At 71.1% G+C, this 24,841-nt stretch carries 24 protein-coding genes and 1 tRNA gene; 8 read left to right on the top strand and 17 right to left on the bottom strand.

The genetic code is table 11. From position 1 onward, the window contains the following. Position 1 precedes the first annotated feature (1 nt). Both ACFFQA_RS26165 and ACFFQA_RS26160 read right to left on the bottom strand, forming a co-directional pair. A tRNA-Met gene (locus ACFFQA_RS26165) sits at positions 2-78 on the bottom strand. Between the two features lie 69 nt (positions 79-147). Next, entirely contained in the window at positions 148-3,072 is a 2,925-nt protein-coding gene (locus tag ACFFQA_RS26160) for a UPF0182 family protein (RefSeq protein ID WP_377857721.1), read from the bottom strand. A 161-nt stretch (positions 3,073-3,233) separates the two neighbouring features. Here ACFFQA_RS26160 and ACFFQA_RS26155 point away from each other — a divergent pair, with 161 nt between their 5' ends. Continuing rightward, the gene (locus ACFFQA_RS26155) at positions 3,234-3,794 is read left to right on the top strand and encodes a PPA1309 family protein (RefSeq protein WP_377857525.1); all 561 of its coding nucleotides are present in this window, start codon (positions 3,234-3,236) and stop codon (positions 3,792-3,794) included. Between the two features lie 66 nt (positions 3,795-3,860). Here the strand turns inward: ACFFQA_RS26155 and ACFFQA_RS26150 are convergent, their stop codons facing one another. Beyond that, the gene (locus ACFFQA_RS26150) at positions 3,861-4,901 is read right to left on the bottom strand and encodes a YlbL family protein (RefSeq protein ID WP_377857522.1); all 1,041 of its coding nucleotides are present in this window, start codon (positions 4,899-4,901) and stop codon (positions 3,861-3,863) included. 72 nt (positions 4,902-4,973) lie between these two features. On the opposite strand from ACFFQA_RS26150, the gene ACFFQA_RS26145 reads away from it, so the two are divergent. Continuing rightward, positions 4,974-6,368: a zinc-dependent metalloprotease gene (locus ACFFQA_RS26145; RefSeq protein ID WP_377857519.1), complete on the top strand. Its 1,395-nt coding sequence runs from the start codon at positions 4,974-4,976 to the stop codon at positions 6,366-6,368. A 98-nt stretch (positions 6,369-6,466) separates the two neighbouring features. After that, positions 6,467-7,771 carry a glycoside hydrolase 5 family protein gene (locus ACFFQA_RS26140; RefSeq protein WP_377857517.1) on the top strand — a complete coding sequence of 435 codons (1,305 nt, stop codon included), beginning with the start codon at positions 6,467-6,469 and terminating at the stop codon, positions 7,769-7,771. Between the two features lie 6 nt (positions 7,772-7,777). Here the strand turns inward: ACFFQA_RS26140 and ACFFQA_RS26135 are convergent, their stop codons facing one another. Then, a complete protein-coding gene (locus tag ACFFQA_RS26135) occupies positions 7,778-8,317 on the bottom strand; it encodes a M48 metallopeptidase family protein (protein WP_377857514.1) in 540 nt (179 codons plus the stop codon). A 191-nt stretch (positions 8,318-8,508) separates the two neighbouring features. Between ACFFQA_RS26135 and ACFFQA_RS26130 the strand changes: the two genes are divergently transcribed. From ACFFQA_RS26130 to ACFFQA_RS26120, 3 genes are all read left to right on the top strand, one after another. After that, the gene (locus ACFFQA_RS26130; RefSeq protein ID WP_377857511.1) at positions 8,509-8,661 is read left to right on the top strand and encodes a DUF5679 domain-containing protein; all 153 of its coding nucleotides are present in this window, start codon (positions 8,509-8,511) and stop codon (positions 8,659-8,661) included. 174 nt (positions 8,662-8,835) lie between these two features. Next, a complete protein-coding gene (locus ACFFQA_RS26125; protein ID WP_377857508.1) occupies positions 8,836-9,819 on the top strand; it encodes a hypothetical protein in 984 nt (327 codons plus the stop codon). Positions 9,820-9,935: 116 nt separating this feature from the next. Then, positions 9,936-11,276, top strand: a complete 1,341-nt coding sequence (locus ACFFQA_RS26120) for an ABC1 kinase family protein (protein ID WP_377857506.1) — start codon at positions 9,936-9,938, stop codon at positions 11,274-11,276. Positions 11,277-11,282: 6 nt separating this feature from the next. Here ACFFQA_RS26120 and ACFFQA_RS26115 read toward each other — a convergent pair whose 3' ends face one another. From ACFFQA_RS26115 to ACFFQA_RS26080, 8 genes are all read right to left on the bottom strand, one after another. Beyond that, positions 11,283-11,465, bottom strand: coding sequence for a hypothetical protein (locus tag ACFFQA_RS26115; RefSeq protein WP_377857504.1), 183 nt, complete (start codon positions 11,463-11,465; stop codon positions 11,283-11,285). Positions 11,466-11,476: 11 nt separating this feature from the next. Then, positions 11,477-12,358: a class I SAM-dependent methyltransferase gene (locus tag ACFFQA_RS26110; protein WP_377857501.1), complete on the bottom strand. Its 882-nt coding sequence runs from the start codon at positions 12,356-12,358 to the stop codon at positions 11,477-11,479. Positions 12,359-12,570: 212 nt separating this feature from the next. Next, a complete protein-coding gene (locus ACFFQA_RS26105; RefSeq protein WP_377857498.1) occupies positions 12,571-12,795 on the bottom strand; it encodes a hypothetical protein in 225 nt (74 codons plus the stop codon). Next, positions 12,792-13,157, bottom strand: a complete 366-nt coding sequence (locus tag ACFFQA_RS26100; RefSeq protein ID WP_377857495.1) for a WhiB family transcriptional regulator — start codon at positions 13,155-13,157, stop codon at positions 12,792-12,794. Before ACFFQA_RS26100 ends, ACFFQA_RS26105 begins: the two co-directional genes overlap by 4 nt. A 500-nt stretch (positions 13,158-13,657) precedes the next feature. Continuing rightward, the gene (locus ACFFQA_RS26095) at positions 13,658-15,808 is read right to left on the bottom strand and encodes an ATP-dependent DNA helicase UvrD2 (RefSeq protein WP_377857492.1); all 2,151 of its coding nucleotides are present in this window, start codon (positions 15,806-15,808) and stop codon (positions 13,658-13,660) included. Positions 15,809-15,872: 64 nt separating this feature from the next. Further along, entirely contained in the window at positions 15,873-16,769 is an 897-nt protein-coding gene (gene nudC, locus ACFFQA_RS26090) for an NAD(+) diphosphatase (protein WP_377857489.1), read from the bottom strand. Continuing rightward, a complete protein-coding gene (locus ACFFQA_RS26085) occupies positions 16,766-18,133 on the bottom strand; it encodes a M16 family metallopeptidase (RefSeq protein WP_377857718.1) in 1,368 nt (455 codons plus the stop codon). Before ACFFQA_RS26085 ends, nudC begins: the two co-directional genes overlap by 4 nt. Positions 18,134-18,135: 2 nt before the next feature. Continuing rightward, a complete protein-coding gene (locus ACFFQA_RS26080; protein ID WP_377857487.1) occupies positions 18,136-19,422 on the bottom strand; it encodes a M16 family metallopeptidase in 1,287 nt (428 codons plus the stop codon). Positions 19,423-19,541: 119 nt separating this feature from the next. Here ACFFQA_RS26080 and ACFFQA_RS26075 point away from each other — a divergent pair, with 119 nt between their 5' ends. After that, complete coding sequence (locus tag ACFFQA_RS26075) at positions 19,542-20,492, top strand: neutral zinc metallopeptidase (protein WP_377857485.1); 951 nt, start codon at positions 19,542-19,544, stop codon at positions 20,490-20,492. A gap of 18 nt (positions 20,493-20,510) precedes the next feature. Here ACFFQA_RS26075 and ACFFQA_RS26070 read toward each other — a convergent pair whose 3' ends face one another. The 4 genes from ACFFQA_RS26070 to ACFFQA_RS26055 form a co-directional block, all read right to left on the bottom strand. Further along, positions 20,511-21,245 carry an ESX secretion-associated protein EspG gene (locus tag ACFFQA_RS26070; protein ID WP_377857482.1) on the bottom strand — a complete coding sequence of 245 codons (735 nt, stop codon included), beginning with the start codon at positions 21,243-21,245 and terminating at the stop codon, positions 20,511-20,513. Positions 21,246-21,339: 94 nt separating this feature from the next. Beyond that, positions 21,340-21,789 carry a hypothetical protein gene (locus ACFFQA_RS26065; protein WP_377857480.1) on the bottom strand — a complete coding sequence of 150 codons (450 nt, stop codon included), beginning with the start codon at positions 21,787-21,789 and terminating at the stop codon, positions 21,340-21,342. A gap of 49 nt (positions 21,790-21,838) precedes the next feature. Continuing rightward, positions 21,839-22,906, bottom strand: coding sequence for a potassium channel family protein (locus ACFFQA_RS26060; RefSeq protein WP_377857477.1), 1,068 nt, complete (start codon positions 22,904-22,906; stop codon positions 21,839-21,841). Next, entirely contained in the window at positions 22,903-23,703 is an 801-nt protein-coding gene (locus ACFFQA_RS26055; protein ID WP_377857475.1) for a zinc-binding metallopeptidase family protein, read from the bottom strand. Before ACFFQA_RS26055 ends, ACFFQA_RS26060 begins: the two co-directional genes overlap by 4 nt. Positions 23,704-23,797: 94 nt before the next feature. Between ACFFQA_RS26055 and ACFFQA_RS26050 the strand changes: the two genes are divergently transcribed. After that, on the top strand, positions 23,798-24,175 hold the full coding sequence (locus ACFFQA_RS26050; RefSeq protein WP_512699666.1) for a DoxX family protein: 378 nt from the start codon (positions 23,798-23,800) through the stop codon (positions 24,173-24,175). Between the two features lie 6 nt (positions 24,176-24,181). Here ACFFQA_RS26050 and ACFFQA_RS26045 read toward each other — a convergent pair whose 3' ends face one another. After that, the gene (locus tag ACFFQA_RS26045; protein WP_377857472.1) at positions 24,182-24,748 is read right to left on the bottom strand and encodes a hypothetical protein; all 567 of its coding nucleotides are present in this window, start codon (positions 24,746-24,748) and stop codon (positions 24,182-24,184) included. Between the last annotated feature and the right edge of the window lie 93 nt (positions 24,749-24,841).

Here is a 24,841-nt window from a genome sequence, read left to right as displayed (position 1 = left end):
TTGGTAGCGGGGACAGGATTTGAACCTGCGACCTCTGGATTATGAGCCCAGCGAGCTACCGAACTGCTCCACCCCGCGTCGTTGAGACAACCCTAGCCGGTGGCGTCACCGAGGAGCAAATCGGTTAACGCCACCGGCGTTGGGCCGCTACTTCTGGTTGAACCGCTTGGTCGCGTCCTCCAGGTCCTTCTGCGCCTGGCCGATCGCGGCGAAGTCACCGTTCTGGGTCGCCTTGCGCAGCCGGTCGATCGCGGCGCCGATGTCCTGGATCGCCTTGGCCTGTTCCGGGGTGATCTGCTGGTTGCCCGGCGGCGCGGTGCCGCCGGGGTTCTCTCCGGGCGGCGGCGTGGCACCCGGGTTGGGCTGCGTGGTGCCCTCACCGGCTCCGCGGCCGAAGACCTCCTCCAGCGCGCCCGCCAGCGTCTCGGAGAAGCCGACCTTGCCGCCGAAGCCGACGAGCACCCTCGCCAGCTGCGGGAAGGCGTTGGTGTCCTTGCGCTGGATGTAGATCGGCTCGACGTAGAGCAGCCCGCCCGCGACGGGCAGCGTCAACAGGTTGCCGTTGACCGCGTTCGCCTGCGGGTTCTGGAACAGCGTCCGCGCCTCGGTGACCTTCGACGCCGAGAAGAACTGGTTCTGCATCTGGCCGGGACCCATGGTCTGGGTCGTGGTCGGCAGCTGGAGAACGGTGATCTTCCCGTAGTCCCCCGGGTCCGAGGACGCCGACACCCACGCGGAGAGGAACTCCCGTCGCAGACCCGTCAACGCGCTGGTGATCTGGAACGTCGGCTTGTCCTGGCCCGGCGCCTGCGCGATCACGTAGTACGGCGGGAGCTTGCCGCCCGAGGTCTGCGAGGCCGCAGCACCCGGCTGCTGCGACTGCGGCGGCTGCTGGGTGGTGGGCTGCTGCTCGTCGGTCGGGTCGTCCGGCACGTCCCAGAACTCGTTCTGGGAGTAGAAGACGTCCGGCTTGTTGACGTGGTAGCGGGCCAGCAGCTCGCGCTGGACCTTGAACAGGTCCTCCGGGTAGCGGAAGTGCTCGCGCAGCGACATCGAGACCTCGGAGTTGGGCTTCACGGTGCCGGGGAAGACCTTCATCCAGGTCTTGAGCACCGGGTCCTTCTCGTCGATCGCGTACAGGTTCACGGTGCCGTCGTAGGCGTCCACAGTGGCCTTGACGGAGTTGCGGATGTAGCTGAAGGTCTGCGCGGGTTGGCGGACCCCCTGCGAGGTCTGCGTCGCCTGGCTCAGCTGGGTCTTCTGCGCGTAGGGGTAGTTCTCCAGCGTGGTGTAGCCGTCGACGATCCACTTGATCCGGCCGTCGATCACGGCGGGGTACGGGTCGCCGTCGGTGGTCAGCCACGGCGCGGTCATCTTCACCCTGGACCGGGGGTCCCGGTTGTAGAGGATCTTCGACTCGTCGCCGATGGAGCTGGAGAACAGGATGTTGCGCTCGCCGTACGCGGCCGAGAACACCAAGCGGTTGAACAGGTTCCCGAGGGAGACACCGCCCTTGCCGGTGTAGCCGTAGGAGGCGGTGTCGGTGTCGTACTCCCGGTCCTTGCCGCCGTCCTTGCCGCCGACGATGGCGTAGTCGGTGGCCAGCTCGCCGTAGTAGATCCGCGGCTGGTCGACCTTGATGTCGCCCTGACCGCTGGTGTCGCTCACCGTGTAGACGGGGTAGCCGCCCTGGCCGCTGGTGTCCTGCAACGCCGAGTTCACGGTGTTGGCGGGCGCGGCGACGAAACCGTTGCCGTGCGTGTACACCAGGTGCCGGTTGATCCAGTTCTGCTGGTTCTCGGTGAGGTTCTTCGGGTCGATCTCGCGGACCGCCACGATGTAGTCACGCAGCTGCCCGTTGACCCGGTAGCGGTCCACGTCCAGCTTGTCGCCGAAGCCGTAGAAGTTCTTCCGCTGCTGCTGCTGGGTGAAGGTGCGCGCGAGCACGTTCGGGTCGAGCAGCCGCACGTTGGAGATCGTGCCCTGGTTGTTGGCGTTGCTGCGGATCTCCTGCGGGGTCGACTCGGAACGACCCGGGTACTCGGTGAAGGTCACCTTGTCCTGGGTCAGTCCGTAGGCGTCCCGCGTCGCCCCGATGGCGCGCTCGATGGACTGCGCTTCCTTCTGGATCGCGTTGGGGCGCACCGAGAACTGCTCCAGCAGCGCGGGCCAGGCCGCGCCGACGAGCAGGCTGGAGAGCACCAGCAGCACGGTGGCGATGGCCGGGATCTTCAGGTCCCGCAGGAAGGCCGCGGCGAAGAAGGCCACCGCGCAGAAGATCGCGATGATGGTGAGGATGAGCTTGGCGGGCAGCACCGCGTGCAGGTCGGTGTAGGTCGCGCCGTAGAAGTTCGGGTTCCTGCCGGAGAACAGCAGCTCGTACCGGTCGAAGAAGTACGAGGCCGCGTAGAGCAGGACGAACAGGCCGGCGAGCACGGCGAGCTGGATCCGCGCGGGCGCGGAGAGCTGGCCGCCGCGGCCGGCGAGCCGGATGCCACCGAAGATGTAGTGGGTGACCAGGGCGCCGACGAAGGACGCGGCGACGATCACGAAGCCCCAGGAGATCAGCCAGGTGTAGAACGGCAGGCCGAAGGCGTAGAAGCCGATGTCGAGGTTGAACTCGGGGTCGGTGATGCCGAAGTTCTCACCGTTGAAGAAGGTCTGCACGACCTGCCAGTCGGCCTGCGCCGCGACACCCGCCGCGATGAACGCGACCACCGGCACGGCGAACCCGACGAGCCGGAGCCGCTGGATGATCACCGAGCGGTACTTCGACACCGGGTCGTCCGGCCCGCTGACCGGCACGAAGACCGGGCGGGACCGGTAGGCGATGGTCAGGTTGAGCATCAGCACACCGGCGACGATCAAGCCCATCACGACGAACAGGCCGATCTGGGTGAACAACACGGTGTTGAACACCGAGCGGTAGCCGACCTCGCCGAACCACAGCCAGTTCACATAGGTGCCGAGCAGGCGGGACGCGGCCACGACCACTGCCAGCAGCACCGCGCCGATGATGAGCAGGATCCGGCTGCGCTTGGACAGCTTCGGTATTCCGACCGGGGGCCGCATGGCCACGTGGCACGCTCCTAGGGGATGGTTCCTGGGCGACGGGACGCACGCGAGCACGAAGGTTCGACGACGCGGACACGCGTCCCGATATGTCCAACTCTACGAGGCCCCTTCCGGGTTCCCGTGGCGGCCTTCACGTGGGGGGATGAAAACATGCCCGTATGGGATCTCCTACCGAATCCGGAAGCTTCTCCACGGCGCTGCCCGCCGCGGTGCGCGAGGTCGAGGACTTCGTCGCCTCGGCCGGATGGGACCAGCCGCCGCAGCTGTTCGCGCTGGTGCCGACGGCCGACCTGATCGAGCGGGAGCCCGGACTCGCCGAGCGCATCGACCCCGAGGCGACGCTGACCCCGATCGCGCAGGACTCGCTGCCCGAGGACGACCTCGGCACCACGCTGGCCAGGATCGTCTGGCCGGACGCGGTCGCCGGGTGCGTGCTGACGCAGGAGATCCTGATGCTGCCGCCCGAGGCGGAGGCCGACCTGCCGGACGAGGAGGCCGACCCGGCGGCGGCCGAGAAGTTCATCGCCGAGCACCCGCTGCGCCGGGAGGCCCGGCTGGTCGCGGGCGTGCTGCGCGACGGCGAGAACGGCGTCTGCCTGCTGCGGCTCAAGAGCGGCGGGGCGGAGGAGGCCGACGAGCTGATCGAGCACCCGGACCTCGCGCCCAACCTGGTCGACGCGCTGCGCTCGACCTTCCAGCACGACAAGGCACCCGAGTAACCGGTGAGCACGGAAGCGCCCGCGGGACCACCCGCGGGCGCTTCGGCGTCGTCCGGGCCGCCTGGCTCAGCAACCGGGCGTGGGCTTGCCCTCCTGGAGCGCCTGCAGTGACTCCACCGCCCCCGCGAGCGTCTCCACGCGGACCAGCCGCAGTCCCTCCGGCGCGCGCTGCCGCGCTTCGACGCAGTTGTCGGCTGGCACGAGGAACACCTCGGCCCCCTGGTCCTTGGCGGCCCGCATCTTGAACGGGATGCCGCCGATCGCGCCGACCTTGCCCTCCTGGCTGATTTCGCCGGTGCCCGCGACCGAGATGCCGCCGTTGAGCTTGCCGGGGGTCAGTTTGTCCACAATGGCCAGTGCGAACATCAGCCCGGCCGACGGCCCGCCGACCTCCTTGAGGCTGATCTTGATGTGGAAGTCCGCCGAGGGCCGGTCGATCGGCGTGATGCCGAGGAAGCCGTAGGTCGGGCGGTCCGGCCCCTTCTCCGGGCGCTCCCCGAGGGTCACCTGCGCGGAGGTCGGCCCGGACTGTTCGTTGCGCTGAAAGCGAACAGTGACCTGCTCGCCGGGCCTGGTGTCCTGCAGCGCGGCGCGCACCTGGTCCGACGTCGTCGCGGGCTGCCCGTTGACCTCGACCAGCTTGTCGCCGGGCTGCACCACCTTGTCCGCGGGACCGTTGGTGACGACGGAGCCGACGAGCACCTTGTTGGGGTACTTCAGGTACCGCAGCGCGGCCACCTCGGCGCTGTTCTGGGAGTCCTCGAACGCCTTGGTGTTCTCGGCGTCGACCTCCTGCTTGGTCTTCTCCGGCGGGAAGATCTCCTCGCGCGGGACCAGCGCGAACCTGCCACCCGCCCACAGCCCGAGCGCGCCGAAGAGGGTCACGCCGTCGGTCACGCCGACGGTGGTCATCGTCAGGTGTCCACCGAAGTCCGCGGTGTCGCGCCCCTCGAACTGCACGACCGGTGTGTCACCGATCTTGCCGAGGGTGTCGTAGGTCGGGCCGGGGCCGAGCGCCACGTACGGCACCCGGACGAAGCCTCCGACCAAGCCGAGCACGAGCACGAGCAGAACGCTCAGTGACAGGGTCCAGGTGCGGCGGGTCACAAGCCGACAGCGTACGGGTCCACGCACCCCGCGACCGGGTGCGGGACCCGCGCGCCGCGTACCGTGGATGACATGAGCGATCTGCCCTTCGGGTTCAGCGGCTCCGATCCCGACAAGGACCCGGAGCGCAAGGGAGAGAACAAGCAAGGCCCCCAGGACCACGGCCAGGGGTTCGGGTTCGGGCAGGGCATGCCCGGCATGCCGCCGGGGTTCGTGCCGCCCGGCGGCCAGAACCCGTTCGGCGCCGCGGGCGCCGGGGGCTTCGACATCAGCCAGCTCGGCCAGATGCTCAGCCAGCTGGGCCAGGTGCTCAGCCAGGCGGGCTCATCGAGCGGGCCGGTCAACTACGACCTGGCCAAGCAGCTGGCCATGCAGCAGCTCGGCGGCAACGGCGGCACCACCAGGCCGACCTCCCAGCAGGAGAGCGCGGTCGGTGACGCCGTCCGCCTCGCCGAGCTGTGGCTGGACCCCGCGACCGCGCTGCCCGCGGGTGCGCGCACGGCGAAGGCGTGGTCGGCGGGTGACTGGGTGGAGAGCACCCTGCCCAGCTGGCAGCGGCTGTGCGACCCGGTGGCGCGGCAGATGTCCGGCGCCTGGGTGGAGGCGATGCCCGAGGAGGCCAAGCAGGCCGCGGGTCCGCTGCTGTCCATGGTCGGGCAGATGGGCGGCCTCGCGTTCGGCTCGCAGCTGGGCGGCAGCCTGGCGCAGCTGGGCTCCGAGGTGCTGACCTCCACCGAGGTCGGCCTGCCGCTCGGGCCGGAGGGCGCGGCCGCGCTGCTGCCCGCCAACATCGAGAAGTTCACCGAGGGCCTCGGCAGGCCCGCCAGCGAGGTGCTGGTGTTCCTCGCCGTGCGGGAGGCCGCGCACCACCGGCTCTTCGCGCACGTGCCGTGGCTGCGGCAGCGGCTGATGAGCACGGTCGAGGAGTACGCCAAGGGCATCAAGGTCGACACCTCCGCCCTGGAGGGGCTCGCCGGCCAGATCGACCCCAGCAACCCGCAGGCGCTGGAGGAGGTCATGCAGTCCGGCGTGCTCCAGCCGCAGAACACCCCGGAGCAGCAGGCCGCGCTGGCCCGGCTGGAGACCCTGCTGGCGCTGGTCGAGGGCTGGGTGGACGTCGTGGTCGCGGACGCGGTCGGTGACCGGCTGCCCGGCGCGGAGGCGCTGCGGGAGACCCTGCGCCGCAGGCGGGCCAGTGGCGGCCCGGCGGAGCAGACCTTCGCCACGCTGGTCGGCCTGGAGCTGCGGCCGAGGCGGCTGCGCGCGGCGGCCGGGCTGTGGCGGTTGATGACCGACAAGCACGGGGTCACCGGCAGGGACTCGGTCTGGGACCACCCGGACTTCATCCCCACCTCCGCCGACCTCGACGACCCGCTGGAGTTCGCCGAGCGCTGGGGCGAGGCGTCGGTGGACCCGATCGCCGAGCTCAAGCGCACCGAGGGCAACGCGCCCGAGGAGGACAGCTGAGCCGAGTCCTCCCCTCGATCGGCGCTTGACCGCGCCGGTCGAGGGGCACGAGGCTGGTTTTCGCCGCCGCGACAACGATGTCAGCCTCGGGAGGCTCGATGGAGCCCGATCGCTTGTCCACTGTGGACAGAAGAACCGTGTTGCACGGCATGGCAGCCGCACCGGTGGCGGGAGCGCTCGGCGGGGGCTCGACGAAGCGCCGCGTCCGGCTCGGCGTGAACTACGTGCCCAGCCGGAACTGGTGGTTCAGCTGGTCGGACTGGGACCGCGCCTCGATCACCCGCGACCTCGCCGACATCGCGGGCCTCGGCGTGGACCACATCCGGATCATGTGCCTCTGGCCCGACTTCCAGCCCAACGCAGGGCACGTGCGCGGCGAGATGCTGGACCGGCTCGCCGAGCTGCTCGACCTCGCCGACACCGTCCGGCTCGACGTCGAGGTCACCGTGTTCAACGGCGCGCTGAGCGGGTTCCTGTTCGTGCCACCGTGGCTGATCGACAACAGCACCGGCAGGACCAGGAACATCTTCACCGACCCGGTGGCGCTCGCCGGGCAGCACGCGTTGCTCGAAGCCATCGCGGCGCGGGTCGGCGCCCACCGCCGCTTCCTCGGCTTCGACCTGTCCAACGAGGTCAACTGGTTCGCCCAGCCCCTGGGCATGAACATCACCCCCGAGCAGGGCGACGCGTGGCACACGGCACTGTTCGCCACCTGCGAACGCGTCGCGCCCGGCAGGCTGCACGTGTCCGGGATCGACCACTACCCGTGGCTCAACGACGCCTACTTCACCCGCGAGGGGCTTGCCACCAGCGGCACCGCGACCGCCTGCCACACCTGGGCGGGCTGGACCAACGTCATCCAGCGGTACGGACCGCTGTCCACGCCCTCGCTGCACTACTCCGAGTACTTCGTCGAGCTGCTCAAGGCCTTCCACACCGACCTGCGCCGAACGGTGTGGATCGAGGAGACCGGGGTGTCCACGAAGTGGATGGACGCCGCGGTCATCCCCGAGTGGACCGAGCGCTCCATCAGGAACATGGCCGCCTGCGGCCAGCTGTTCGGGATCACCTGGTGGTGCTCGCACGACCTCAGCCCCCGGCTCACCGGCTTCAACCCGCTGGAGTACGACCTCGGCCTGCTCTCCCGACGCGGCGACCGCAAGCCGATCGGCGCGGTGGTGGCGCGGCTGGCGCGGGAGTTCGACCACCACCCGCCCCGGGAGCTGCCCCGCCCGGTCGCCCTGGTCCTGCCCGACGGCGCCGTTCCCGGGCTGTCGTTCCTCCTCGCCTGGGCGAAGCTGGTGGACCAGGGTGTCCGGCCTGCGATCGTCCGGCAGGGCCGCAGCACGGACCTGCGCTACCTCGCGGCTCGCGGGATCGACCGGGTGGTGCTGCCGGACTGACCGGGCTCAGTCCTCGGCCTCGATCTCCCATCCGGCCGCCGCGGCCAGCCCCTCCAGGTAGCCGACGGCCCGCTCGGTGCGCGGGTAGTTGCGCACCAGCTCCCAGAACCGCGGTCCGTGGCCGGGCACGAGCAGGTGGGTCAGCTCGTGCACCAGCACGTAGTCGAGCACCCAGGACGGCACGTCGCGGAGCCGTTCGCTGATCCGGATGGTGCGGTCGCTCGGCGTGCAGGACGCCCAGCGGGTGCGCATCGGCGGCACCCACCGCACGCTCGCCGGGTTCGCCTTCCCGCCCAGGTAGCGGGCGGAGAGGTTGGCGCAGCGCAGCAGCAGCGCCTCGTCCGACTGCCGGGCTGGCGAGCGCCGTTTGGTCTCGCTGCGCTGGAGCCTGGCCAGCATCTCGGCGACCCAGTGCTCCTCTTCCGACCTGCTCATCCTCGCCGGGATGAGCACGATGACCTTGTCTCCGTCGCGGTACGCGGTGACCGTGCGCCGTCGTCGCGTGCTTCGACGGACTTCAACTTCCGCCTGTGTCACGAGGAGCACGCTACGACGAGGGACCGACAGCCTGCTGCGGTTTGCCCGCACCTCCCGGCGCAATCACACGTTGGACGTGTCATGCGCGCATCTACATAGATGCACAGGTAGCGTGGCGCCGAGTCGCGAGCACGGACGGTGAGACGTGCTCACGGTGCTCCCGTCTCACCGCGGGGGCCGTCCGAGCAAGGGAGGAAGCCGTGGCGGAGTCGTACAACGGCTACTGCGTCAAGTGCCGTGAGAAGCGGGATTTCCAGGGAGAAGTGGAAGAGAAGAACGGTCGCCGGATGGCGAAGGGCACCTGCCCGACGTGCGGCACCAAGATGACCCGGATCCTCGGCAAGGCGTCGTAGCAAGAGGTTTCCTCGGGGGTGGCCTTCGGTCCACGGGGCCCGAAGGCCACTCTCCGTAACCAATCCTGCGCGGTTGCCGAGGCTGTCAAGCTCTTCCCACAGGTTGTGGACAACTTCGCGATCCTGTGGACAACCGTTTTGCCGACGGTCTTCCCCGGTGCGACTGTCGATGCCATGAACGCAACCGGAACCCACCCCGCTCCCCTGCCCAAGCGCCCCCGGCTGCTGCCCGGCCTGCCCGTTCTGTGGCGCGGGGAGGGCACCGTGCAGATCGGTCTCGACCCGCGCTACGCCGTGGTGGTCGACCGGCTCTCCCCGGACCTGGTCCGCGTCCTGCGCGAGCTCGACGGCAGGCACACGCTCCAGCACCTGCTCGCCACCGGCGCTCCGGACGGCGGGACCACCGCGCGGTCCGACCTCGCGGGCCTGCTCACCGCGCTGTCCCGCGCGGGCGTGCTCGACCGCGACGGCGCTCCGAGCCCGGCCAGTGGCTCCGGGGGTTCCGAGCGGGAACCCCCGCCGGGGCTCGCCGTCGACGCGGGGGTCTGGGCGCTGCGGACCGGGCGCGCGTGCTCCGACGTGCTCGCCGAGCGCGGCCGGGCCGCGGTGACCGTGCACGGAACGGGCCGGGTCACCGACGCGCTGGCGTCACTGCTGCGCTCGGCCGGGATCGGATCGGTGCGCAAGGTCGCGAAGCGGTCCCGGTCGACGCCGGACTTCGTGGTGCTCACCGGGGCGGCCGTCCGGGACCAGGACCTGCGTTCCGACCTGATGTCGCGCGGGGTCTCCCACCTGGCGGTGGAGCTGCACGAGGCCAGCGCGCACGTCGGCCCGCTGGTCAGCCCCGGCCGGAGCAGCTGCCTGACCTGCGCCGACCACTGGCGCGGCGACCGGGACCCCGGCTGGGCCGTTGTGGCGGGCCAGCTCGGCGGCCTGTCGCCGCCGGAGGAGCTGGTCTGCGCGCACGGTGCCGCGGTGTTCGCAGCGGGACAGGTGCTGCTGGCGCTGGGCCACCTGCGCGGCGGGGCCGAGGCGCCGCCGACGTGGAACGCCGCGATCGAGCTGGATCCGGTGCGGGCACAGGCTTTCCGCCGTTCGTGCCCGCCCCATCACCGATGTGGTTGTGGCGGGAGCGAAGGGGGGTCTGTTTATATGTAGACACGCAACTCAGACCCTTCTCGCACCACTCGGACGCGTCAGGAGGTCAGCGGCCCGGCGAGGGCCGAGCCGGGAAACGGCTGCGTCCGGCGGGGCTGTCAGGAGAGAATCAACCGGTGACAGAGATCCCGCGTCGTGCCGTGCACCGCACGGCGAAACTCGCCAGCCTGCCGCTCGGTGCCGCGGGACGAGTCGCCGCCGGATGGGGCAAGCGACTCGTGGGGCGCAGTTCCGACGAGATCAGCGCCGAGTTCTCCGCCAAGACGGCCGAGCAGGTGTTCGCGGTCCTCGGCCAGCTCAAGGGCGGGGCCATGAAGTTCGGCCAGGCGCTGAGCGTGTTCGAGGCGGCGGTGCCCGAGGAGATGGCCGCCCCGTACCGGGAGGCGTTGACCAAGCTCCAGTCCGCCGCGCCCGCGTTGCCCGCGAAGACGGTGCACCGGGTGCTCGCCGAGCAGCTCGGCCGGTCCTGGGAGAAGCGGTTCTCCTCCTTCGACGAGGTGCCCGCGGCGGCGGCGAGCATCGGTCAGGTGCACCGGGCGACGTGGCACGACGGCCGCGAGGTCGCCGTCAAGGTGCAGTACCCCGGCGCGGACGAGGCACTGCTGGCCGATCTCCGCCAGTTGGAGCGCTTCTCCCGCCTCTTCCGCGCGCTGATCCCGGGGCTGGAGGTCAAACCGCTGCTCTCCGAGCTGCGCGAGCGCATGGTCGAGGAGCTGGACTACCGCATCGAGGCCGACAACCAGCGGGCCTTCGCCGCGGGCTTCCAGGGCGACGACCAGATCCTGGTGCCCAGGGTGGTGGCGAGCGCGCCCAAGGTGATGGTCTCGGAGTGGGTCGAGGGCACACCGCTGTCGGCGACGATCAAGGACGGCACCCGGGAGCAGCGCGACGCCGCGGGCTACCTGCTCTCGGTGTTCCACTTCTCCGCGCCCGCGCGGACCGGTCTGCTGCACGCCGACCCGCACCCCGGCAACTTCATGACGCTGCCGGACGGCAGGCTCTGCGTGATCGACTTCGGCGCGGTCGCCCGCCTGCCGGAGGGGCTGCCGCACACGCTGGGCGTGCTGAGCAGGCTGGCGTTGCAGGACCGGTCGGAGGACCTGGTCGAGCTGCTGCGCCAGGAGCGCTTCCTCGGCCAGGAGACCGAGCTGGCCCCGCAGGACGTGCTCGACTACTTCACGCCGTTCGTGGAGCCGATGCACGGCGAGCGGTTCCGCTTCACCAGGAGCTGGTTGCAGTCGCAGGCCGAGCGGATCAGCAACCTGCGCGGCGCGGACTTCCGCACCGGGCGGTTCCTGAACCTGCCGCCGAACTACCTGCTGATCCACCGGGTGACGATGGGTTCCATCGGCATCCTGTGCCAGCTGGACGCGGAGGTGCCCGCGCGCGAGATCGTCACGCGCTGGCAGCCCGGCTTCGCCGAGGACGACGAGGACACCGGGACCGGCGAGGACTGAGCGGGATCAGGCCCACCACTCGCTGGGCAGCTTGCTCTCGATGTCGCGCACGTGGGCCCTGGCACAGGCCGGGCACAGCCAGCGGGTGCGACCGTTGTCCCGGTCGCTGACCCAGGCCAGCGCGCCCGCCGGGTCGCCGTCGAGGTCGCGCTGGGTGCCGCAGCGGTGGCAGGCGGCGGGTTCGCTCATGCGCCCGAAGGCTACGCGACCGGCCGGCGGGCGAGGTGCACGGTGTTGGCCTGCAACCAGAACAGGTCCGCTCGGCCCCCGAGGTACACCTCGTCGGCCGGGTCGAGCAGGCGGTCCAGCAGCGCGGTGTCCTCGGCGGAGCACCAGCCCTCGGTGGTGTCGCGCAGCCAGCGCACGCGGGAGAGCACGGTGTGGCGGTCGTCCTCGCTCAGCGGCGCGGGCCGGTCGAGGAGATAGCTGAACGCGGTCACGTCGGTGAGCCCGGCGTCGCGGAGAACACTGCTCCAGCCGACGTTCAGCTGGACAGAACCCGCCATCTCCGCGCGCATCGACACGAACCACTGGGTTTTCGCGATGTCCAGCCGCTGCTGCAGACCGGGCTCGCCCAGGCCGATGGTGTTCAGGAAGCGAGGCGCGAGCCCGCCCTCGGCGAGCGCGAGCCTGCCGCCTTCCGCGAGCGACGCGGCCAGGTTCCGAACGCCCTGCTGCTCGTCGGGCAGGTGGTGCACGACGTGCGAGGCCCACACGAGGTCGGCAGGGGGAAGCTGCCCGGCCAGCTCCGGCGAGGCGGCATCGCCGTGCACGGCAACGACTTCGACCTCGGAACCGGCCGCGGCGCGGACGCTCTGCTCGGCGGCGGCCAGCAGCTCGGGGACGGCGTCGACCAGGACGAGGGTCGCGCCGGAGGCGCCAGACGTGCGCAGTGCCTCGGCGAAGGACGCCGCCCAGCCACCGGAACCCGACCCCATGTCGATCACGGTGCGCACGCCGTCGTCGATCAGCTTCGCGGCGACCTCCGCGCGCGCTGGTGCGCTCAGCCGGTCGGCCCGGCGAAGCTCGGCGAGCTTGCTCGGCCAGTCGATGTTGTCGTGTGCGTGCGCGTGGGAACCCATGGGCTGACCGTACTGACGGGCACTACCGATTTCGGGTGCTCGTCGCCGCGGAACACCCGCACGGCTTGTCCTTGTTTCCGGCTGATCAGCAAGCATCGGGGCCGCACAACGACGACGGGCGCCGTCCCGATGAGGACGACGCCCGTCAGTTCACGGTCGATGACGTTGTGTGGATCTTGTTGGGGCGGAACGGGTTCGGCCCGCCCCCACCATCAGAGCGAGGCGGTGTGCCGCGCCGCCCGGCGGTTCGCCACGGAGGCCAGCCACTGCCAGCGCTGCGCGGCGGAAAGGCGACGGGCTTGTCGCTCGTGCGCGGCGGAGTGCTCCGCCTCCCGCATTCGTTGACGGGTTAGATGCTCGTGCAGAAACATTTTCGAAGCCACCCTTTGGTGAAGGTCGTTGCTGGTCATCGCGTTGAAGTAGATGTGGTCGTTCATGCGGCTGCCTCCTGCTTCGTGGTGACGCCGGCGGTGGCGCCGACGCTGACCTCCTTGCGCGGACGGCCACGGGGCCGCTTGCGCGCGATCACCGCGCCACGCTCGAAGATCTCACCTCCCCAGACACCCCACGGCTCACGCCGTGCCAGCGCTCCGGCGAGGCACTCGGCCTTGACCGGGCAGCCCACGCACAGGGACTTCGCACGGTCGAGGTCGGAGGGCGCCTCCGCGAACCAGAGGTCCGCGTCGTCGACCCGGCAGGGCAGGTTGCCCGCCGCGTCGAACACGTCGGCGGTTCCGCAGTCGGGGGCGAGCCCGACCTCGGGGATCGCTCCGCTGAGCGGAACGGTCGCGGTCAACACAGTGTTCTCCTCGGTTGTTGCTGTGTTTTCTTTGTGCGGAAATGACGAAGGCCGCGAACCGACTTGCGGTCCGCGGCCTTCGTGAGCCTGTCCTGACTGGCGTCAGGGACTTCGGTCCACTGGTACGGACGTGCAAGCACGGACGATCTGCTGAGCATCAACGGCGAACTGGTTCTCACGGCCCACGTGGAGCGCGGCGGCAGCGGCGGAGGACAGAGTCGTCCCCTCCGGCTTCAGAGCGCCTGGGGCGGCGATGGTCCACGCGCCACCCCTGAACTTCACGCCGCCGCCAACGGGCGCGGACATGCCAATGCCCCCGGCCAAGGGGTAGTCCACGAGCGAGAGATTCCTGATGTTCTTCACTGGGACCACCTCCTTCCGAGGGCATTCGCGGGCCCGTGACCGGGCCTGATCAAGTTGATGTCAGGAGCCTGGGCTCCGTCCTTTGCAGGCTATGTCTCGTGTGCCAGGGCGTGCAACCGATTTATTCGAGTTGGTCTTCAATCGCCCGTTCCAGTGACCGAGCGGTCACCGTCCGAACCCCCAGCGTGCACGAGATCGAGCACGTCGGAACCATACTTGTCCAGCTTCGACGCGCCAATACCCGAGATGGCTACCAGCCCTGCGACCGTGGTCGGACGCTGCTCCGCGATGGCCATCAGGGTCGCGTCGGTGAACACCACGTAGGCCGGGACCTTGAGCTGCTTCGCGCGGTCGGCGCGCCACAACCGGAGCCGGTCGAGCAACAGTTCGTCCACATCGGACGGACAGGCGGCGCACCTGCCGAGCTTGACCGCGACGCTGCCGATCAACGGTCCGGCGCACGTCCTGCACACCGGCTTGGCGGCGTCCCTGCGCAACGACGAGGCGCCCGCGACGGTGCCCTTGGCCGGCAGGGCCGCCGGGTGGTCGTCGGGCACGAGCCCGTAGAGGAAGCGGCTGCGGCGGCGAGGGCGTCCACCACCGGCGGAACGCACCAGTGCCCACGACAGCCAGAGGTGCTCACGGGCACGGGTGACCCCGACGTAGAAGAGCCTGCGCTCCTCCTCGACCGCTTCGGACTGGCCCGAACTGTCGGAGACCGCGTGCTGGATCGGCAGCGTTCCCTCGGTCAGGCCGACCAGGAAGACGGCGTCCCACTCCAGGCCCTTCGCCGCGTGCAGCGAGGCCAGGGTCACCCCCTCCACCGTCGGCGGGTGCTGCGCCTCCGCCCGAAGCAGGAGCTCGGCGACGAAACGCGGGAGATCGGCATCGGGCACCGCGGCGGCGAACTCCTCGGCGAGCTCGACGAGCGCGAGCAGCGACTCCCACTTCTCCCGCATCGCGCCACCCGCGGGCGGCTCGTCGGTGAGGCCGATCGTGGCGAGCAGCTTGCGCACCACGTCGGGCAGCGTGTTCGCACCGACCTCCAAGTCGCTGTTGGCGCGCAGCACGTGCATCGCCTGGCGGACCTCGGGGCGGTGGAAGAACCGCTCGCCGCCGCGCACCTGGTACGGGATCTCGGCCTCGCTGAGCGCCTGCTCGTAGACCTCGGACTGCGCGTTGACCCGGTAGAGGACGGCGATCTCGCTGGCGGCCACGCCCGCGTCCATCAGCTTGCGGACCCGCCGGACGACGGCCCTGGCCTCCGCCGTCTCGTCGTCGAACTCCGCGAAGTGCGGCTGCGGCCCGTCCGGCCGCTGGCCGATCAGCTGGAGCCGGGAGCCCGCGGGGCGGCCGCGCGCGGCACCGATGACCTTGTTGGCCAGCGCGACGACCTGCGGGGTGGAGCGGTAGTCGCGTTCGAGGCGGACGACGGTCGCCTCGGGGAAGCGCTTGGAGAAGTCCAGCAGCGGCCGGGGGGAGGCGCCGGCGAAGGAGTAGATCGTCTGGTTCGCGTCGCCGACCACGGTGAGGTCATCCCTGGCACCGAGCCAGGCGTCGAGCACGCGCTGCTGGAGCGGGGTGACGTCCTGGTACTCGTCCACCACGAAGCAGCGGTAGCGGTCGCGGAACTCCGCGGCGACCTCGTTGTGCTCCTCCAGCGCGGCGGCGGTGTGCAGCAGCAGGTCGTCGAAGTCCAGCGACCGCGCGCGGGTCTTGAGCGTCTCGTAACCCGCGTACACGGCGGCGACCTGCTCCGAGGGGCCCGGGATGTCCCTTCCGATCTTCGCGGTGGCCGTGCCGTAGTCGTCCGGGCTGATCAGCGAGGCCTTGGCCCACTCGATCTCGCTCGCGAAGTCGCGCAGGGACTCGCGGTCGGTCGGCGCGCCCGCGCGCTGCGCGGCCTGGCCGACGAGCCGGAGCTTGCCGTCGAGCAGCTCCCACGGCGCGTCGCCGACGACCCTAGGCCAGAAGTAGCGGAGCTGGCGCAGCGCGGCGGCGTGGAAGGTCCGCGCCTGCGCCCCGTGCACGCCGAGCGCGCGGAGCCTGGTGCGCATCTCCCCCGCAGCGCGCGCGGTGAACGTGACCGCGAGGACCTGTCCCGCGGCGACGTGACCGTGGTTGACCAGGTGCGCGATGCGGCGGGTGATCGTCCTGGTCTTGCCGGTGCCCGCGCCCGCGAGCACGCACACGGGACCGCGCGGCGCGTGCACCGCCGCCCGCTGCTCCGGATCGAGCCCCTGCGTCAGTCCTTCGCTCAGTTGGTCTCCACGCTCCGAGTCACCCACGGCCTCATACTCGCAGAGGCCGCGCGCCGAGGTGACGCGCGGCACGGCGAGGGGGGATCCCGTTTCACGACCGGACGTTCGCCCAGGCGCCGAGCATCCGGTGCGCGATCGAGCTCGCGCCCGGAAGGCCGAGCCCGGGGACCGCGCCACCCGCCTCGAAGGCCGCGCGGACCTCGTCGCGGTGCACCCACTTGGCGTGCTCGATCTCGCCCTCCGCCGGGGCGAGCGGCGCGTCCCGGTCAGCGAGGGCGGCGAAGCCCACCATCAGCGAGCGCGGGAACGGCCACGGCTGGCTGCCGAGGTACCGGACGTCGCGGACGGCGACGCCGACCTCCTCGCCGACCTCGCGGACGACACACGCCTCCAGTGACTCGCCGACCTCGACGAACCCGGCGAGCACCGAGTAGCGCTCCGCGGGCCAGATCGGCTGACGCGCGAGGAGCACATGGGAATCCCCGTCGTGCACGAGGCAGATCACAGCGGGATCGGTGCGCGGGTACTCCTCCCGCCCGCAGCCGGTGCACTCGCGAGCCCATCCGGCGCGGACGGCTTCGGTCGGCGCACCGCAGCGCGCGCAGAAGTTGCTGAGGTCGTGCCACGCGAGCAGTCCGACCGCCGCCGTCATCAGACCCGCGTCGGTGTCGTTGAGCAGCGCCCCGCACATGCGCAGGTCCTGCCAGTCGTCCGCACCGGGGCCGCGCACCGCCCAGTAGGCGACCTCGTTCTCCTCGCCGAGGAACACCGCACCGTCGACGGGCGCGTCGCCGAGCTCGCCGCTCCACCCGAGGTGCAGCACGTCACCGGCCAGCCGGGCGCGGCCACGCTCGTCGATGACGACGAGCCTGGCTTCCTCCCACCCCTTGGCAAGCCGTTCGGCGTTGTCCCGCAACGCGTCCGCACGGTCCACAGTGGACCGAGAGAGCGCGGGGAGGCCGTCAAGCACGAAGTCGGCTCCGGTCACGGGAGGACGACACCCCCGAGTGCGCGCAGCGGAGCCTCCAGTGCCGCCGCGTCCCCGACGACGACCCCGGTCCACGCGGTCGGCCGGAAGAACTCCATCGCGGCCTCGGCGACCTGCTCGACGGTGACCTGGCGAAGCCGGTCCGGGTGCGCCCACAGCCACTCCGGGCCGAGGCCGACGGCCGCCATGCCCGCGAGGTTGCTGGCCAGACCGGCCTGCGAGGAGACACCGATCGACAGCGAGCCGACGAGGTAGCGGCGCACGGTGTCCACTTCGGACTCAGTCGGGGGCACGAGGCACATCCTGCCGAGCTCGTACCGGGCTTCGAGCACGGCGGGCGCGGTCACCTCGCTCGCGGTGTCCCCGCTGAGCAGCAGGGTCGCCTTGCCCGGGGTGAACTCGAACATCGAGTGCACCGAGTAGGTGTAGCCCTTGTCCTCGCGCAGGTTCTCCACCAACCGCGACGAGAAGAAGCCGCCGAAGGCCACGTTGGCCATCTGCAACGCGGGATAACGCGGGTCGGTGCGCGGAATCGCCTGCGTGCTGAAGCGGAGCTGCGACTGCACGGCCCCCGGCCGGTCCACCAGGCACAGGTCGCCGCCCGCGATGTCCGGCAGCTGCGGCATTTCCACCGCGCTGGCGTCGGAGTGCCATCCGGCGAGCTTCGCGGCGATCTCGTCGGCCGCGCGCCGGGGCTCGACATCGCCGACCACCACGAGCACCGAGCCACGCGGTAGCACGGCTCGGCGGTGCAGCTCGCGGACGTCCTCGACGGTGACGGCGGTGGCGTCCTCCTCGGTCGGCACCTCCCTGGTGAACGGGTGGTCGCCGTAACGGTGGCGCTGCAAGGCTTCCCTGGCGATCGTGCCCGGCTGGCTGCGCATCAGCGAGATCGAGCTGACCAGCCGCTCGCGCTCGCGGTAGACCTCCTGCTCGGGGTAGGCCGCGGCGGTCAGCAGGTCGGCGAGCACGTCCAGCTGGAGGTCCAGTCCGCTGACGAGTCCGCTCCACGACAGGGAAAGGTGCTCCGGATCGACGCCGACGCTCAGCGCCGCACCGACCCGCGCCAGGTCGCTGTCGAGCTCGACCATGCTGCGGCGGGCGGTGCCGGAGAGCAGCGTCGCGGACAGCAGCTCCGCCTGCGCGGCGTGCTCAGGGCGGTCTCCCGCGAACGGGATGTTGAGGCGGAACTCCACCATCGGCACGGTCGAGCGCCGCGCGACGATGACGCGGAGTCCGTTGTCCAGCACCGTGTCCACGAGCTCGGGCTCGACTGCCGTGCTCTGCGTGACCAGCTCGGGCAGCGGGCGCGGACCGGCCTCGGTGCGCCCGATCGCCTCGGCGGTGCGGTGCGCGGTAGGGATACTCACTGCTCGCCTCCTGCGGGGGTCAGGGTCAGCACGGCGCGGGAGTCGGGGCGCAGGCCCTTGGCCGCCTTCGCCACGTCGTCGGGGGTGACTCCCGCGATCAGCCCGGGAAGCTCGCCGATCAGCTCGGCACGGCCGAACAGCAGCTCGGCGGAGCCGTAGTTCAAGGTGCGCGAGGTCAACCGGTCGTGCGCGCCGTGCAGCGTGGCCGCCCACCGCGCGGTGATCCTGGCCAGCTCGTCGGTGTCGGGGCCGTGCGCGGCCAGCTTCTCCAGCTCCTCGTCGATCGCGCCCAGCACGCGGGCCTGCTCGACCTGCCCGGGGTGGATCGCCACGACGGCGAAGGTGTCCGGGTCGCGGGCGTCCAACGAGCTGCCGAGCAGCCCGCAGCGCGCGCTGACCTCGATCACCAGCTCGTCGGAGTGCACCAGCCGCTGCACCAACCGCGCGGAGTCACCGTCGCTGAGCAACGAGGACAACACCATGTACGCCAGGTAGGCGTTCATGTCGGTGCTCGGGTCCGGCAGGCGGTAGCCCACGGTCAGTCCGGGCAGCGTCGCGTGCCGGTCGACGTGCTCGCCGCGCAGCTCGGTGGTGGGCAGCGGCTCGGAGAACGACGGCCGCGGCGGCACCGGGCGCGCCGGCACGTCGCCGAAGTGCTTGTGCACCAGGTCGATGGTCGGCTGGACCTCGAACTCACCGGTCACCGTCAGCACCGCGTTGCCGGGCGCGTAGTAGGTGTCGAAGAACGCCGCGCAGTCGTCGAGCGTGGCCTCCTCCAGCTCGGCGAAGTCGCCGTAACCGTTGTGCGCGTTGGCGAAGCTGGAGTACAGCACCGGCGGCAGGGTGATCCACGGGAACCCGCCGTACGGCCGGTTCAGCACGTTGAGGCGGATCTCCTCCTTCACCACGTCCACCTGGTTGCGCAGGTTCTCCTCGGTGATCTTCGGAGCGCGCATCCGGTCGGCTTCCAGGAACAGCATCCGCTCCAGCGCCGCGGACGGGGTGACCTGGTAGTAGTCGGTGTAGTCCTGGTGCGTCGAGCCGTTGAAGGTGCCGCCGGAGCCCTGCACGTGGCGGAAGTGGGCGAGCTTCTCCAGGCTCTCGCTGCCCTGGAACATCAGGTGCTCGAACAGGTGGGCGAAGCCGGTCCGCCCCTCCGGCTCGGAACGAAATCCCACGTCGTAGTGCACGCTGACGCCGACGACCGGAGCTGAGGGATCCGGAGCCAGGAGCACCCGCAACCCGTTGGGCAGGGTGAACCGGTGAAGCTGGGGTTGGGCCATGACCGCAAGCCTATGCCCGCACACGCCCCCTGCATCCGCCTATGCTTTGAAGCGCCATGGCTTGGCCCCGGGGACGTGCGTCTTCGGTCCGACCGAACCGGCTTGTGGAGGCCCCGACGATGACAGAGCCAGTCGAGCCGCCGCTGGAGGACCCGACAGCGCACTACCGCAGGCGCGGCAACTCGCCGCTGGTGATCACCCTCGTCGTGGCCGGTCTGCTCGCGGGCACGCTCGGGTTCGCCGGGCTGGCGCGCACCTGGGGATCGGAGCCGGACATCGGCGACCCAGGACTGGCGGGACCACTCACGAGCACCTCCCGCGCCCCCGAGGACGAGAAGCCCATGGCGCGGCCGAAGTACCGCCTCGCCGACCACCCGCTGCTCGCGGAGGGGCTCGGCCTCGGCCCGACCGACTGCGAGCTGCCCGCGTTCGGCCGCACCGCGGAGCAGCTGCACGACTACTACGCGGCGGGGCTGAAGTGCCTGGAGGCCGCGTGGTCGCCGGTGCTGCAGGCGACCAACCTGCCGGTGCACCAGGCCAAGCTGGACACCTCGCCGGACCTGCCCCGCAACCCCTGCGGAGAGCCGCCGAACGAGGACGAGGCGATCGCGATGTACTGCGGCGCCAACTTCACGATCTACATGCCGATCACCAGGCTCCAGCGCAACTACGGCTCCGGCAAGGCAGCCGCCTCCGGTCACCTGGCGACGCTGGCGCACGAGTACGGCCACCACGTCCAGGCGGTCAGCGGCATGCTCTCGGCGGCCAACCGCCAGCAGATCGACGCCGGTGAGTCCACCCCAGCGGGCCGCGAGACCTCGCGCCGCATCGAGATGCAGGCGACGTGCTTCGCCGGCATGTTCTTCGCGGCCACCTCCGGCCGAGGCTCGGTGACGAAGTCGCTGGCGGACAACGGCGTCGCGGACTTCCGCCGGATGGACGACACCTCGGTCCAGGGCAGCACGCACGGCAAGGCCAGCAACCAGGCGGCCTGGGCGAAGCGCGGTCACAAGGACAACCGCACCGCCTCCTGCAACACCTGGACCGCCTCCTCCGCCGAGGTCAGCTGAACCCGGTCCGGGACCGGATCAGTCGAGGCCGCTGGTGCGGGCGGTGTCGGTGAGGAGCCTGCCGACCTGGTTGGTGAGGCGGGCTATGCCACCCGGCGCGATCGTGGTCCAGGCAGGGCCGTTGTAGGTGGCTCGCTGTTCGATCAGGTAGCGGCCGTGCTCGGTGTCCACGAAGGCGACCGCGTGGTTCCCGCGCTTCCTGCGGTTGAGGGTGTCGCGCACCGCCGAGGTGAACTGGCCACCACCGACCACCCCGCTGAGCATCTCGCCGATCATGGTCGCGTCCGCGGTGCTCACCTTGCGCTCCACCAGGCTCCTGGTGAGGTCGTCACCCGCGGCGCAGGCCGCGTCGAACACCGCGCTCGGCAGGCTCACCGAGCGACCGGGGCCGCCACGCATCGCGGGCATCGCCGTGACGATCGTCCTGGTCAGCGCCTTCCCGAAGATCGTGCTGAGGGTGATCCGGTCACCGTCGCACACCGCGAGCACGCCCGAGTCGCCCGCGGCCGCCGCCATCGCCCTGCGCCCGGGCTCCTGGCGCAGCGTGGCGTGCAGCTCGTGGCGGCCGGTGGCCAACAGGGTCAGCAGGTCGCGCAGCGGCGCGTCCACCGGACCGGGCGGCACCGGGCCGCGACCGCCGAGGTGGGCGAAGGGCTCCGGCAGCTGTCCCAAGCCGAGGGCGCGCCAGCCGCGGTCGAACTCGCCCGTTGTCAGGCGGACCAGCGTCCGGGCCCGCGCGGTGTGGTGCGGCATCGGACTCCTCACGGCGAGCGGGCGAAATTTCCCGCTCCGACGTGCTGCCCGCGCTCCGGGTTCCCGGCGTGACCAGGGGGTGATCAGTCGGTGATCACGCCGGCTGGCCCGCGGTCGGGCGCCGTCGTCCGCGCCCGGCGAGCAGCAGCGCGTAGATCGCGCCCGCGACCCCGGCGACGGTGCACAGGACCGCGCGCAGCCGCTGGCCGAGGCCGCTGCTCGCCTGCCCGGTGCCGACCACCTGGACGACCAGGTTGTCGGTGTCGGCCGGCAGCTTCTGCGGCACCTCGACCTCGATCCGCTCGCCCTCACGGCTGCCGCACGCGTCGAGCTTGGCGCGCATCGGCAGCCCGTCCACGCGCAGCTCGATGCCGTCGCGCGCCTGCGAGCCGCACGCCACCGGGGAGACCACGGTGGCAGGCACACGGCGGGTCGGGGCGAGATCACCCGACGACGAGCCCGTGACCAGCGGCAGCCCCCACACGACGAGGGCGGCGCCGAGTCCGACAAGGCCGACGACGAGCAGGATCAGACCCCAACGCACAGGGGCAGGGCGAGCGACCACGGGGAGGATGCTCCCAGACTCCCCGGGACTAGTGCTCGCCAGCCGGTGTCACCTTGCGTACGTAGAGCAACCGGTCCCCCGTCTCGACGGCGTCGGCCTCGGGCGCGTCGACCCGGTAGAGCCGCCCGTCGCGCACGACGCCGAGCACGATGTCGGAGATGTGCCGGGGGGAGCCGCCGACCTCGCTGGGCTCGACGTCGCGCTCGGAGATGGCCAGCCCGGCGTCGGGGGTGAGCAGGTCCTCGAACATCTCCACCACCGACGGCGTCGAGGTGGCCATGCCGAGCAGGCGGCCCGCCGTCTCGCTGGAGACCACGACCGAGTCGGCGCCGGACTGGCGCAGCAGGTGGACGTTCTCCGCCTCGCGCACCGCCGCCACGATCTGGGCCTTCGGCGCGAGCTCGCGAGCGGTCAGCGTGACCAGCACCGCGGTGTCGTCGCGGTTGGCCGCGACCACGATGGCCTTCGCCCTGGACGCGCCTGCCAGCCGCAGCACGTCCGAGCGGGTGCCGGAGCCGTGCACGGTGACCAGGCCCTGCGCGGACGCGGCTTCCAGTGCCTCGTGGTCGGTGTCGACGACGACGATCTGGGTGGCCTCCGTGCCCTCGCCGAGCAGCGCGGTGACCGCGGAGCGCCCCTTGGTGCCGTACCCGATGACGACCGTGTGGTCGCGCACCCTGGACCTCCAACTTTGGATCTTGAGAGCTTGCCGGGAACGGTCGGTGAGCACCTCCAGGGTGGTACCGACCAGGACGATCAGGAACAGCACGCGCAGCGGCGTGATCACCAGGACGTTGATCAGCCGGGCCGACGGCGACGCGGGGGTGATGTCGCCGTAGCCGGTCGTGGACAGCGAGACGGTCGCGTAGTAGATCGAGTCCAGCAGCGACAGCCCGTCCTCGTTGACGTCGCGGTAGCCGTCGCGGTCGAGGTAGACGATGAGCACCGTGGCGATCAGCGCCAGCGAGGCGCCGATGACCCGCCGCACGATGGCGCGGATCGGGCTCGCGGTCGCCGTCGGGATCTTCAGGACGCCGACCAGGGCGTGCCCCGGTTTGACGTCCAGGTCGCTGTTGTTGCGACGCAGGCGGATCATGCCGCGCTCCCGTGGTCGAGAAGGTCGATCCTCGCCGGGTTCCGGTGCAGACCGCCCAGAAGTCCCGCCAGCCGCACCGCGTTGTGCAGCAGCAGCGAGGTGCTGAGCTGTTCATCCTGATGGGTGGAGTCCTCCGCACCGCACGCGGCCCCGTCCTGGACCGGCAGACCGGGCAGCGCGGGCACTCCGAGCTCGCCGAGCAGCACCGGCTCGGCGGCGCTGGGGGCGGGCGCGAACATCAGCAACAGCTCGCAGTCGAGCTCCGGCCGATGCGCGGCGACCAGGCGTTCCAGGTGCTGGGAACCGACCGCGCCCGCGCCTTCGGCGAGCAGCACGAGGTTGGCGGCGGGGCTGGTCCTTCCGGTGACCGCGAGGTGCGCGGCGATCGCGAGGCGCACGGAGGTGAGCAGTCCCTTGTTCCGCGCTCCCCTGGCGACCAGCGCGCCGTCGCGCAGCGTCGGCTCGAACGGGGGGTAGCGCCAGCCCTGCACGTCACGGATGGGCGCCACGTCGTGGTGGCCGTAGACCAGCACCGTGGGGCCGTCGCCGCGCCAGGTGGCGTGCACGGCGGGCCGGGCGGAGCCGTCGTCCCAGACGCGGGCGACCGGCCAGCCGTCGCGGCGCAGGGTCGTGGCGAGCCAGCGCGCCGAGCGGGTGAGGTCGTCGCCGTGTGCGAGGTCGGAGCTGATGGAGGGGATGGTCAGCCAGTCACGCAGGTCCGCGAGGTAGGACTCGGCGCGGGCCGAGACCTCCTGTACTTCGGCGGAACCCGCGCCCGGATGGTGCGCGTCGGTCACGGCGCAGGAGGTTAGGGCATGTGAGCGGCGCGCGGGCTGTGATTCCCCACGCGCCGCCCGTTCCGGTTGCCGAAAATACGGTTACCGTTCAGTAGTGCCCCAGCAGAAGCAGACCGCGGCCGTCGTCCTCGCCACCTTCCTCGGCGGCATGGGCGTGCTCCACTTCGTGAAGCCGGAGCCGTTCGACGCGATCGTGCCGCGCCAGTTGCCCGGTGCGGCGCGGACGTGGACCCACCTCTCCGGGGTCGCCGAGCTCGGTTGTGCCGCTGCCGTCGCCGTGCCGCGCACCCGCAGGCTGGGCGGGCTGCTCACGGCGGGCCTGTTCGTCGGCGTGTTCCCGGCCAACGTCAAGATGGCCTTGGACTACCGGCGCAAGCCCGCCAAGCAGCGGCTGGTCGCCCTCGCCCGGCTCCCCCTCCAGGTTCCCCTCGTGCTGTGGGCCCTGCGGGTGCGCGACAAGGCACCGCGCTAGCGGCGGTCACCAGTACAGGACGTCCCAGTGGTTGCTCTCGTTGGTGTAGATGTTGCCGCTGGGCGCCTTGTACTGCTCGATGCCGAAGGTCGGCGGGTTGACCTTGGTGAAGTTGCGGCGGATGTAGCCCTCGACGCACTCGCCGCGGCTGAAGTCGACCTTGTAGCCGTTCCAGTGCGAGTAGCCCGCGTGCGAGCCGTGCGCGTCCTCGGTGCCACCGGTGACGTTGATCGGGCAGCCACTGGCCTTCTTCAGCGTGACGACCCCGTCGATGGTCCCGGAGTTGATCTGCTCGAAGGACGTGCAGTTCGGGTTGAGCCGGTCCGAGCAGTTGCCGCTGGACCAGATGGTCAGCCCGGCGTTGCGCAGCCGGGTCACGGCGGCGCCGTGGCTGAGCTTGACGCCGCTGCGGTCGGCGGCGGGCGGGGTGAGACCGGCGAGGCGCTGGGCCTCGGGAACGCTCGCCTCGGTGCCGGGCAGCCCGGACGCGAGCGCGGACGGGCCGCCGGCGAGCAGGGTTCCGGCGGCGATCGCGGCGACGCCGAACACGGTGATGACCGAACGTCGGTTCATCGACCACTCTCCTTCGCTTGAGACGCCCTGACCTGCGATGCAGGGGGTGCAGGGGGGCGCTGGTCACCCGATGGGGCGACACGCGGTGGAGAG

The organism is Allokutzneria oryzae, from assembly GCF_042429765.1.
GTDB classification, from domain to species: Bacteria; Actinomycetota; Actinomycetes; order Mycobacteriales; family Pseudonocardiaceae; genus Allokutzneria; species Allokutzneria oryzae.
Note: the sequence above shows the minus strand (reverse complement) of the source record. Positions and strands in the feature narration are given on the sequence as shown.

Bases quoted from the DNA above. Each gene is read 5' to 3' on its own strand.
- ACFFQA_RS26160 (WP_377857721.1), bottom strand. From the start codon at position 3,072: ATGCGGCCCCCGGTCGGAATACCGAAGCTGTCCAAGCGCAGCCGGATC.
- ACFFQA_RS26155 (WP_377857525.1), top strand. From the start codon at position 3,234: ATGGGATCTCCTACCGAATCCGGAAGCTTCTCCACGGCGCTGCCCGCC.
- ACFFQA_RS26145 (WP_377857519.1), top strand. From the start codon at position 4,974: ATGAGCGATCTGCCCTTCGGGTTCAGCGGCTCCGATCCCGACAAGGAC.
- ACFFQA_RS26140 (WP_377857517.1), top strand. From the start codon at position 6,467: ATGGAGCCCGATCGCTTGTCCACTGTGGACAGAAGAACCGTGTTGCAC.
- ACFFQA_RS26125 (WP_377857508.1), top strand. From the start codon at position 8,836: ATGAACGCAACCGGAACCCACCCCGCTCCCCTGCCCAAGCGCCCCCGG.
- ACFFQA_RS26115 (WP_377857504.1), bottom strand. From the start codon at position 11,465: ATGAGCGAACCCGCCGCCTGCCACCGCTGCGGCACCCAGCGCGACCTC.
- ACFFQA_RS26110 (WP_377857501.1), bottom strand. From the start codon at position 12,358: ATGGGTTCCCACGCGCACGCACACGACAACATCGACTGGCCGAGCAAG.
- ACFFQA_RS26105 (WP_377857498.1), bottom strand. From the start codon at position 12,795: ATGAACGACCACATCTACTTCAACGCGATGACCAGCAACGACCTTCAC.
- ACFFQA_RS26080 (WP_377857487.1), bottom strand. From the start codon at position 19,422: ATGGCCCAACCCCAGCTTCACCGGTTCACCCTGCCCAACGGGTTGCGG.
- ACFFQA_RS26075 (WP_377857485.1), top strand. From the start codon at position 19,542: ATGACAGAGCCAGTCGAGCCGCCGCTGGAGGACCCGACAGCGCACTAC.
- ACFFQA_RS26070 (WP_377857482.1), bottom strand. From the start codon at position 21,245: ATGCCGCACCACACCGCGCGGGCCCGGACGCTGGTCCGCCTGACAACG.
- ACFFQA_RS26060 (WP_377857477.1), bottom strand. From the start codon at position 22,906: ATGATCCGCCTGCGTCGCAACAACAGCGACCTGGACGTCAAACCGGGG.
- ACFFQA_RS26045 (WP_377857472.1), bottom strand. From the start codon at position 24,748: ATGAACCGACGTTCGGTCATCACCGTGTTCGGCGTCGCCGCGATCGCC.